Source organism: Nonomuraea sp. NPDC059007, assembly GCF_042740555.1.
In the GTDB taxonomy this organism is placed as follows: Bacteria; Actinomycetota; Actinomycetes; order Streptosporangiales; family Streptosporangiaceae; genus Nonomuraea.
This window is the reverse complement of record NZ_JBHYJD010000041.1, coordinates 86,317-94,235: the sequence shown is the minus strand read 5'-3', so window position 1 is coordinate 94,235 and position 7,919 is coordinate 86,317. Positions and strand designations below refer to the sequence as shown.

The following is a 7,919-nucleotide window of genomic DNA, read 5'->3' as shown; positions in this document are numbered from 1 at the left end:
AAACCGTGGAGCCCATGGCCCCAGGTCGCTACAGGGGTGAGGAGCCGTCGTCGATGTCGCCGTCCGGGCCCGTCGGCGGGCCGGTGGGGGCGTCGTCGGGTTCCGTTGTGGCGGCGGCGGGCGGGGTGGGCGGGGCGGCGGGGAGGATGCGCTCCAGGCGCGCCCCCGTCAGCCGCTGGAACTTGCGGTGCTCGCGGTTGCGGTCCAGCACCGCGACCTCGAGCTGGGCCACCGGCGGCCGTTCGCCACCAGGCTCCGTCAGCGCCACCAGCGCGACCTCAAGGGCGTCGGCCAGCGGCATCGCCTCGCGGTAGCGCTCCTTCAGGCGGCCGGAGACGGCCTCGGCCTGGCCGCCCATCACGGTGAAGCCGTGCTCGTCGAAGACGGAGCCGTCGAAGGTGAGCCGGTAGATGGCGTCGCCGTCGGGCGTCTCGCCGACCTCGGCCACCACGACCTCGACCTCCAGCGACTTGATCGACTCGGTGAAGATCCGGCCGAGGTTGGAGGCGTAGAGGTTGGCCAGGCCGCGGCCGGTCACGTCGGAGCGGTCGTAGGTGTAGCCGTTGATGTCGGCGTAGCGGATGCCGCCCAGCCGCAGTTCCTCGAACTCGTTGTAGCGCCCGACCGCGGCGAAGCCGATCTTGTCGTAGATCTCGCTGATCTTGTGCAACGCCCGCGACGGGTTGGGCGCGACGAACAGGATGCCGTCCTCGTACTGCAGTACGACGACCGAGCGGCCCCGCGCGATGCCCTTGCGCGCGTAGTCCGCCTTGTCCCGCATGATCTGCTCAGGGGAGGCATATCCAAAAGGCATGGACACCGCAGGTGTTCCTTTCTAGCGCAGCGGGGCGATGGGGCCGTCGGGGGAGATCAACCGGGCTTCGAGCATCTGCTCGACGTATCCGGAGACCTCCTCGTCGGTGAGCCGGCGGAACCCGTTGGTGTCGATCACCGACACGATGGGCCAGATCTTCCTGGTCACGTCGGGTCCGCCCGTCGCCGAGTCGTCGTCGGCCGCGTCGTAGAGCGCCTGGATGAGCGTCATCACGGTGTCGTCGGCGCCGGCGCCGTCGCGGTAGAGCTTCTTCAGCGAGCCGCGGGCGAAGATGGAGCCGGAGCCGATCGCGTCGAAACGCTCCCGCTCGTACGGCCCGCCCGCCACGTCATAGCTGAAGATGCGCCCCTCGTCCTTGTCGGGGTCGTAGGCGGCGAACAGCGGCACCACCACCAGACCCTGCATCGCCATGCCGAGGTTGCCGCGGATCATCGTGGCCAGGCGGTTGGCCTTGCCGTTGACCGACAGCGTGCGGCCTTCCATCTTCTCGTAGTGCTCCAGCTCCACGCGGTAGAGCCGGGCCATCTCGATGCCGGTGCTCGCCGTGCCCGCGATGCCCATGACGGAGTAGTCGTCGGTGCGGAACACCTTCTGCACGTCACGCTGCGAGATCATGTTCCCCGAGGTGGCCCGCCGGTCTCCGGCCATGACCACGCCGCCGGCGAAGGTGGCCGCCACGATCGTCGTGGCGTGCGGAACCTGGTCGCCGATGGGGGTGGCCAGGATCTCGCCGCGTACCGGGAGCAACTCCGGGGCGTGCGAGCTGACGAACTCGGTGAACGACGAACTCCCCGAGTTCACGAAAAATCGGTCAACCAAGCCGGCGGGCAGATCCCTGTGCGATGCCACGCGACTCCCTCCTCAAACGTCACTACCTCTAGCCAGACCCTACTCATGTTGCGTTGCCCCATGCACTTCCCACGATCAGCTCAGGGCGAACCGTTCATCAGATCGTTTCTTTACGCCCGGGTCGGGTCGTGCGATTGTCGGTATGTCTGCACGTCCTCAACTGGAGGCCGACATGCGACCTGTGCTCATCGGCGCCGCCCTCCTCCTCGCCCTCGCCGCCTGCGGCACCGGCCGGCCGTCGAGCCCCGGGAGCGTGACCCTCACGATCGCCGCCAACTCGATCTCCGGCGGCAAGAACTCCGAGAGCGCCGACTGGATCCGGAGCTGGGTGATCCCCGAGTTCGAGCGGAGTCATCAGAACGTCAAGGTGCTGTTCCAGCCGAGCGGCGTCGAGGACGAGCAGTACAAGACGAAGATCGCCCTGGATCTCAAGTCGAAGACCGGCGCCGACGTCATCGACCTGGACGGCATCTGGGTGGGCGAGTTCGCGCAGGCCGGCTACATCAAGCCGCTGGCGGAGGTGGGCGGGCCCACGGTGGACGGCTGGGAGGGCTGGTCGCAGATCCCGCAGGCCGTACAGGGGCTCGGCATCTTCGACGGCAAGAAGTACGCGCTCCCGCAGGGCACCGACGGCCGCGTGCTGTTCTACAACCGGACGCTGTTCAAGAAGGCGGGCCTGCCGGAGCCGTGGCGGCCGGCGAGCTGGCAGGAGATCATCGACGCCGGGACCAGGCTCAAGGCGGCCGGGGTGCCGGTGCCGATCCAGATCAACGCCGGCACCGCGATGGGCGAGGCCACCACCATGCAGGGCGCGCTGCCGCTGCTGACCGGCGCCGGCTCGGAGATCTACACCACCGGCAAGTGGACCGGCGCCTCCCAGGCGATGAAGGACGTGCTCGGCTTCTACCAGCAGATCTACTCCAAGGGCCTGGGCGATCCGAAGCTGCAGCAGGAGGCCAAGGGCCGCGACAAGTCCTTCGCCCAGTTCGCCGAGGGCAAGATCGCGATCCTGGCGGAGAGCGACTACTTCTGGCGCTCGGTCATCGAGCCGAAGGCGGGCGTGGCGCCCATGGCCGAGCGTGACGCGGTCGTCGGTTACGCCAAGATCCCGGCCAGGCAGGCGGGCGGCGGCATCCGCGGCCAGGACTTCGTCTCGATGTCCGGCGGCGCGGTACGGGTGCTCAACCCCTTCTCCAAGAACCCGAAGCTGGCCTGGGAGCTGCTGGCGTTCATGCACTCGGCGGCGGCGACCAAGTCGCAGCTGGCCGGGCAGGTGCGCATCAGCGCCCGCGACGACGTCAACTCCGAGGTGCTGACGGTCGACCCGATGCTCAGGTACATCGCGGAGGAGGTCCTGCCGATCACGGCGTACCGGCCGCCGCTGGCGGTCTATCCGCAGGTGTCGGTCGCGCTTCAGGAGGCCACGGCCGCGGTCGTGGCGGGCGCCTCGCCCGAGGAGGCGGCGGGCGCGTACCAGACCAAGCTGGAGCGGCTGGTCGGCGGCGCGGCCAACATCGCGGGATGATCACCGATGCCGCCGGGCTCGGGCGCGCCAGGGCCACCGCGTTCGTGCTGCCCGCGCTCGTGCTCGTCGCGGTCTTCCTCGTCTTCCCCGCGCTCTGGACGATCTACCTGGGGCTCACCGACTACCGGCTGACCGGGCTCCAGGCGGCCGACCCGCAGGTGGTCGGGCTGGAGAACTACACCTCCGCGCTCGGCGACCCGCGTTTCCTGTCCTCGCTGTGGCTGACCGTCGCCTACGTGGGCGGCTCGGCCGTGATCGGCCAGGCGGGGCTCGGGTTCGCGCTCGCGTGGGTGCTGCGCTCCCGGCGCGGGGCGGTGCGGCGGCTGGTCGAGGGCGTGGTGCTGCTGTCGTGGATCCTGCCGTCGACGGTGGTGGGGTTCCTGTGGTTCGCGCTGCTCGACCGCGACGACGGCACGCTCAACGCGCTGCTCGGCACGCCGGGGTTCGCGTGGCTGCTGGACCACCCGCTGCTGTCGATCATCATCTTCAACACCTGGCGGGGCACCGCGTTCTCGATGATGTTGTACTCGGCGGCGCTGGAGAACGTGCCGCCCTCCCACCTGGAGACCGCCCGCCTGGCCGGCGCCAACGTCTTCCAGCAGTTGCGCGACGTCGTCTTCCCGCTCATCCGCCGGCACGTGCTGACGAACCTGCTGCTGATCAGCCTGTGGACGTTCAACGACTTCACGCCGTTCGTCCTGACCGGCGGCGGGCCCGAGGGCCGCTCGGAGATCCTGCCGATCTACGTCTACAACCTCGCGCTGCGCGGCGGCGAGCTCGGCGTCGGCGCCGCGGTCTCCTTCCTCATCCTGCTCATCAACCTCGTCTTCGCGCTGGCCTACCTGCGGCTGCTGCGCGGGCGGCGGCGGCAGGAGGCCACGGCCGCCGCGGGAGGGCCACCGGCATGATCAGGCACACGGTCGGCAGGCTCGTCTCCACGGTCTTCGTCGCGCTGGTCCTGGCGTTGTTCGCGCTGCCGATGTTGTGGCTGGCCGCGGCGCCGTTCGACGCCTCCCCCACGATCACGACGTCGGTGCCGGAGTTCACGCTCGCCAACTTCGCCGCCATCCTCGACAACCCCTACGCGCTGGGCTCCATCGGCAACTCGCTGATCCAGGGCGGGGGCGCGGCGGTGCTGGTGGTCGTGCTGGCCGCGCTCGCCGCGTACGCGCTCTCGCGGGTGTCGGTGCCCGGCAGGGACGTACTCCTTTATCTGCTTCTGCTGCTGTCGTCCGTGGTCACCGGGACCGCGGCCATGGTCCCGATCTTCGAGCTGGCCACCCGGCTCAACCTCATCGACACCCATCTGGGCGTCATTCTGGTCGTCTCCGGCGGCCTGCTGCCCGCGGCGATCTTCATACTCAAGGACTTCATGGACGAGACGCCCACGTCCTACGAGGAGTCCGCGCGGGTCTTCGGCGCCTCGCCGCTGCAGATCCTGCGGCACATCACCGTCCCGCTCGTACGCCCCGGCCTGGCCACGATCGGCGTCTGGGCGCTGGCCAGCGTGTGGGGCGGGTTCCTGTTCCAGTTCATCCTGCTGCGCGATCCGGAGAAGTCGCCGGGCTCGGTGATCCTCTACACCCTCTACACCGAGGGCGGCGCGCCCAAGCTCGATCTCATCTCGACGTTCTCGCTGCTCTACTCGCTGCCGGTCGTGGCCATGTACCTGTTCGTCTCCCAGCGGTACGGCTTCCGCTTCCACGGAGGTATCAAGCGGTGATCTCGCTGCACGGCCTGACCAAGGTGTTCCCCGGCGGTGTGCGCGCCCTGGACACGATCGACCTGACGGTGGCCGACGGCGAGTTCTTCGCGCTGCTGGGCCCGTCGGGCTGCGGCAAGACGACGCTGCTGCGGACGATCGCCGGTCTCGAAACCCCCACAGCAGGAAATATCCGCATCAACGAGGCGGATGTCACCCGCCTGCCCCCGGGCCGCCGCGACGTCGCCATGGTCTTCCAGGACTACGCGATCTTTCCCCACATGGACGTCACCGACAACATCGCCTACCCGCTGCGCATCAAGAAGGTCCCCCGCGCCGAACGTGTGCGCAAGGCCGCCGAGGTGGCCCGCCGCCTGTCGCTGGCCGACCTGCTGCACCGCCGCCCCGCCCAGCTGTCCGGCGGCCAGCAGCAGCGGGTGGCGCTGGCCCGCGCGATCGCCTGCCATCCGGCCGCGTTCCTGTTCGACGAGCCGCTGTCCAACCTCGACGCCCGGCTGCGCCTGGAGGCGCGCACGTTCCTCAAGCGCCTGCAGCGCGAACTGGCCGTCACCACGGTCTTCGTCACCCACGACCAGGCCGAGGCGCTGGCGCTGGCCGACCGCATCGCCGTCATGTCGGCCGGACGCATGGTGCAGATCGGCACCCCCGCCGAGATCTTCCAGCGGCCCGCCACCACGTTCGTCGCCTCGTTCATCGGCTCCACCCCGATGAACCTGCTGCCCGGCACGAACACCGGCGGCGCGCTGCGTGTCGCTGGCGCCGTCCGCGCCGCTCCCGCCGGTCTCGGCGAGGGCGACGAGATCGTGTACGGCGTGCGGCCCGAATACATGCGCCTGTCGGAGACCGAACGCCAGGACGGCATCCCGGGCACCGTGGCCGTGCTGGAGAACCTGGGCACCGGCGTGCTGGTCACGCTCGAGTCCGGCGGCCACCTGGTGCAGGCGGTCGTGCCCGAGGGCACTGAGCCGGCGCTGGGGGTGCGACGCTGGGCCGTACCGGCTCGATCGCTCGTCTACCGCGACGGCGCGCTGCTCGCCTGACCGCCCGCACGGGATCAAGCCGTGCGATCCAGGAATGGGCGGCCGCGGCGGGTCAGGAGCGCGCGGCGGTGTGGTCCAGGATCGCCGGGACGACCTCGTCCCAGGTGCGCCGGGGGAAGATCTCGTGCCCGACGCCCTCCAGCACCCTCGCCCGCGCCCCGGGGATCGCCGCGGCCAGCGCCTGCCCGTGTCCCGGTGGGAACAGCGGGTCGTCACCGCCCTGGAAGACCAGCACCGGCACCGCGATCTCGCCGAGCCGTTCGCGCCACGGCTTGCCGGCGTCGATGAGGAACGGGTTGGTGAGCTGGGCGGCCAGGTTCGGCGTGCGGTCCACGACCCGCGCGGCCATGGCCCGCAGCGCCGCCTCGTCGAAAACCGCCCCGGCGTAGGGGCGCTCGCCCTCGACCAGGTAGTCGAGCGCGGCCGCGCGGTCGGACCAGTCGGGCTCCGGCTGCTCCCCGGCGAACAGCGCCAGGATCCTGTCCGCCATCGGCGGCAGGTCGGGGGACTCGTGGCCGGGGCCGCCCGGGGTGGCGCCGGTGAGGGTGAGGGAGGCGACGCGGCCGGGGTGGCCGAGCGCCACCAGCTGCGCGACGGCGGCGCCCTGCGACATGCCGACGAGGTGGGCCTGGTCCAGGCCGAGCGCCTCGATCAGCGCGGCGGCGTCGTCCGCGAGGTCGTTCAGGCCGTACGCCGGCTCGCCCGCCGGATAGCTGGTCGAACGGCCGGCGTCACGGCTGTCGAAGCGCACCACCCGCCGCCCGCCCGCGACGAGCCGGGCGACGAACTCCTCCTCCCAGGCCACGAGCGACTGCCCCGCGCCGTGAAGCAGGAGGATCGCCGGGTCTCCCGCGTCACCGGACGTCTCGACGTTCAGCTCGACCCCGTTGACCGCCAGCCTGCGTTCCATGCCCACACTCCCATCAATTCGTTACGTGTAACGAAACTCTATCTCAAGATCTGTTACATGTCACCAAAACCCTCTAGACTGCAGGGGTGACCGAGACGAGGGACGAGACCGCGCTTGAGGCGTGGGAGGCCTACCGCCGCCTGCGCCTGCACGTCGACGCCGAGATCGCCCGCGACGTGGAACGCGCGAGCGGCCTGTCGATGGCCGACTACGACGTGCTGGCCGCCCTGGCCGAGCTCTCGGGCGGCGAGCACTGCATCCGCGTGCGCGGCCTCGCCGGCCACCTGCGCTGGGCCCACAGCCGCCTGTCGCGCCAGCTCGGCCGGATGGAGCAGCGCGGGCTCGTCGGCCGGGAGAAGTGCGAGCTCGACGGCCGCGGCGAGGACGTCGTGCTCACCGGCGAGGGCCGCCGCGCGTACGACCGCGCGGCGCCCGTCCACCTCGGCGCGGTACGCCGCCACCTCACCGGAGCGCTCTCCCCCGAACAGCTGGCCGCCTTCATCGCGGTCGCCCGGCGCATCGCTCCATAACGATTGGGAACACCCTGGCGGTATCCACCTTTGCTCCGCGTGCGCGGAGGACGACGATGAGCACATGCGAGCAAGCGGCATCGCCCTGGGTTCCCAGGCCGGCCGGGTGCTGACGCTCCTGCGCGAGTGGCCCGGCCTTGAGGCGACAGCCCCGTACTGCACATGCGGAGTCGGCGTGGCCGCCGGCACCTGCCAGATCCTCCACCTGCACGCCGACGACGACGCCGAACTCCGTCTCACCCGCCCGGCCATCTGCCGCATGTACCCGGCGCTGGCCGGTACCGAGCGGGTCGTGTTCGGGCGCAGCGAGGACTGGATCGGCATCCGCCTCGACACCGCACACGACACCGACCTTCTGCTCACCCTGCTCAGCGTGGCCATCAAGGCCTGCGACCGCGGCGATTGCCGCCAGGCGGTCACCCCCTGCTCGGCCGCCCTCTACCGCGACGAACCGGTCCGCCTGCCCGCCGGCACGGCCCTGGCCTGACCCCCGCCCGCCGTACCCTC

General features: G+C 70.6%; 9 protein-coding genes. 6 read left to right on the top strand and 3 right to left on the bottom strand.

What is annotated here, in order from left to right; genetic code table 11:
* Window positions 1-28: 28 nt before the first annotated feature.
* Both prcA and prcB read right to left on the bottom strand, forming a co-directional pair.
* The gene (gene prcA, locus ACFWY5_RS43940; RefSeq protein WP_379622125.1) at window positions 29-814 is read right to left on the bottom strand and encodes a proteasome subunit alpha; all 786 of its coding nucleotides are present in this window, start codon (window positions 812-814) and stop codon (window positions 29-31) included.
* Window positions 815-835: 21 nt separating this feature from the next.
* Window positions 836-1,684 carry a proteasome subunit beta gene (gene prcB, locus ACFWY5_RS43935; RefSeq protein ID WP_379622127.1) on the bottom strand — a complete coding sequence of 283 codons (849 nt, stop codon included), beginning with the start codon at window positions 1,682-1,684 and terminating at the stop codon, window positions 836-838.
* Window positions 1,685-1,856: 172 nt separating this feature from the next.
* Between prcB and ACFWY5_RS43930 the strand changes: the two genes are divergently transcribed.
* The 4 genes from ACFWY5_RS43930 to ACFWY5_RS43915 are packed head-to-tail and all read left to right on the top strand — an operon-like array spanning window position 1,857 to window position 5,972.
* Window positions 1,857-3,209 carry an extracellular solute-binding protein gene (locus ACFWY5_RS43930; RefSeq protein WP_379622129.1) on the top strand — a complete coding sequence of 451 codons (1,353 nt, stop codon included), beginning with the start codon at window positions 1,857-1,859 and terminating at the stop codon, window positions 3,207-3,209.
* Window positions 3,206-4,117, top strand: coding sequence for a carbohydrate ABC transporter permease (locus ACFWY5_RS43925; RefSeq protein WP_379622131.1), 912 nt, complete (start codon window positions 3,206-3,208; stop codon window positions 4,115-4,117). The genes ACFWY5_RS43930 and ACFWY5_RS43925 overlap by 4 nt, the downstream gene beginning before the upstream one ends.
* Entirely contained in the window at window positions 4,114-4,932 is an 819-nt protein-coding gene (locus ACFWY5_RS43920) for a carbohydrate ABC transporter permease (RefSeq protein WP_379622133.1), read from the top strand. The genes ACFWY5_RS43925 and ACFWY5_RS43920 overlap by 4 nt, the downstream gene beginning before the upstream one ends.
* Complete coding sequence (locus tag ACFWY5_RS43915) at window positions 4,929-5,972, top strand: ABC transporter ATP-binding protein (RefSeq protein WP_379622135.1); 1,044 nt, start codon at window positions 4,929-4,931, stop codon at window positions 5,970-5,972. Before ACFWY5_RS43920 ends, ACFWY5_RS43915 begins: the two co-directional genes overlap by 4 nt.
* A gap of 52 nt (window positions 5,973-6,024) precedes the next feature.
* Here ACFWY5_RS43915 and ACFWY5_RS43910 read toward each other — a convergent pair whose 3' ends face one another.
* Entirely contained in the window at window positions 6,025-6,882 is an 858-nt protein-coding gene (locus ACFWY5_RS43910; protein ID WP_379622137.1) for an alpha/beta fold hydrolase, read from the bottom strand.
* 86 nt (window positions 6,883-6,968) lie between these two features.
* Here ACFWY5_RS43910 and ACFWY5_RS43905 point away from each other — a divergent pair, with 86 nt between their 5' ends.
* Entirely contained in the window at window positions 6,969-7,412 is a 444-nt protein-coding gene (locus ACFWY5_RS43905) for a MarR family winged helix-turn-helix transcriptional regulator (RefSeq protein ID WP_379638389.1), read from the top strand.
* A gap of 64 nt (window positions 7,413-7,476) precedes the next feature.
* Window positions 7,477-7,899, top strand: coding sequence for a luciferase family protein (locus tag ACFWY5_RS43900; protein WP_379622141.1), 423 nt, complete (start codon window positions 7,477-7,479; stop codon window positions 7,897-7,899).
* Window positions 7,900-7,919: the final 20 nt, after the last annotated feature.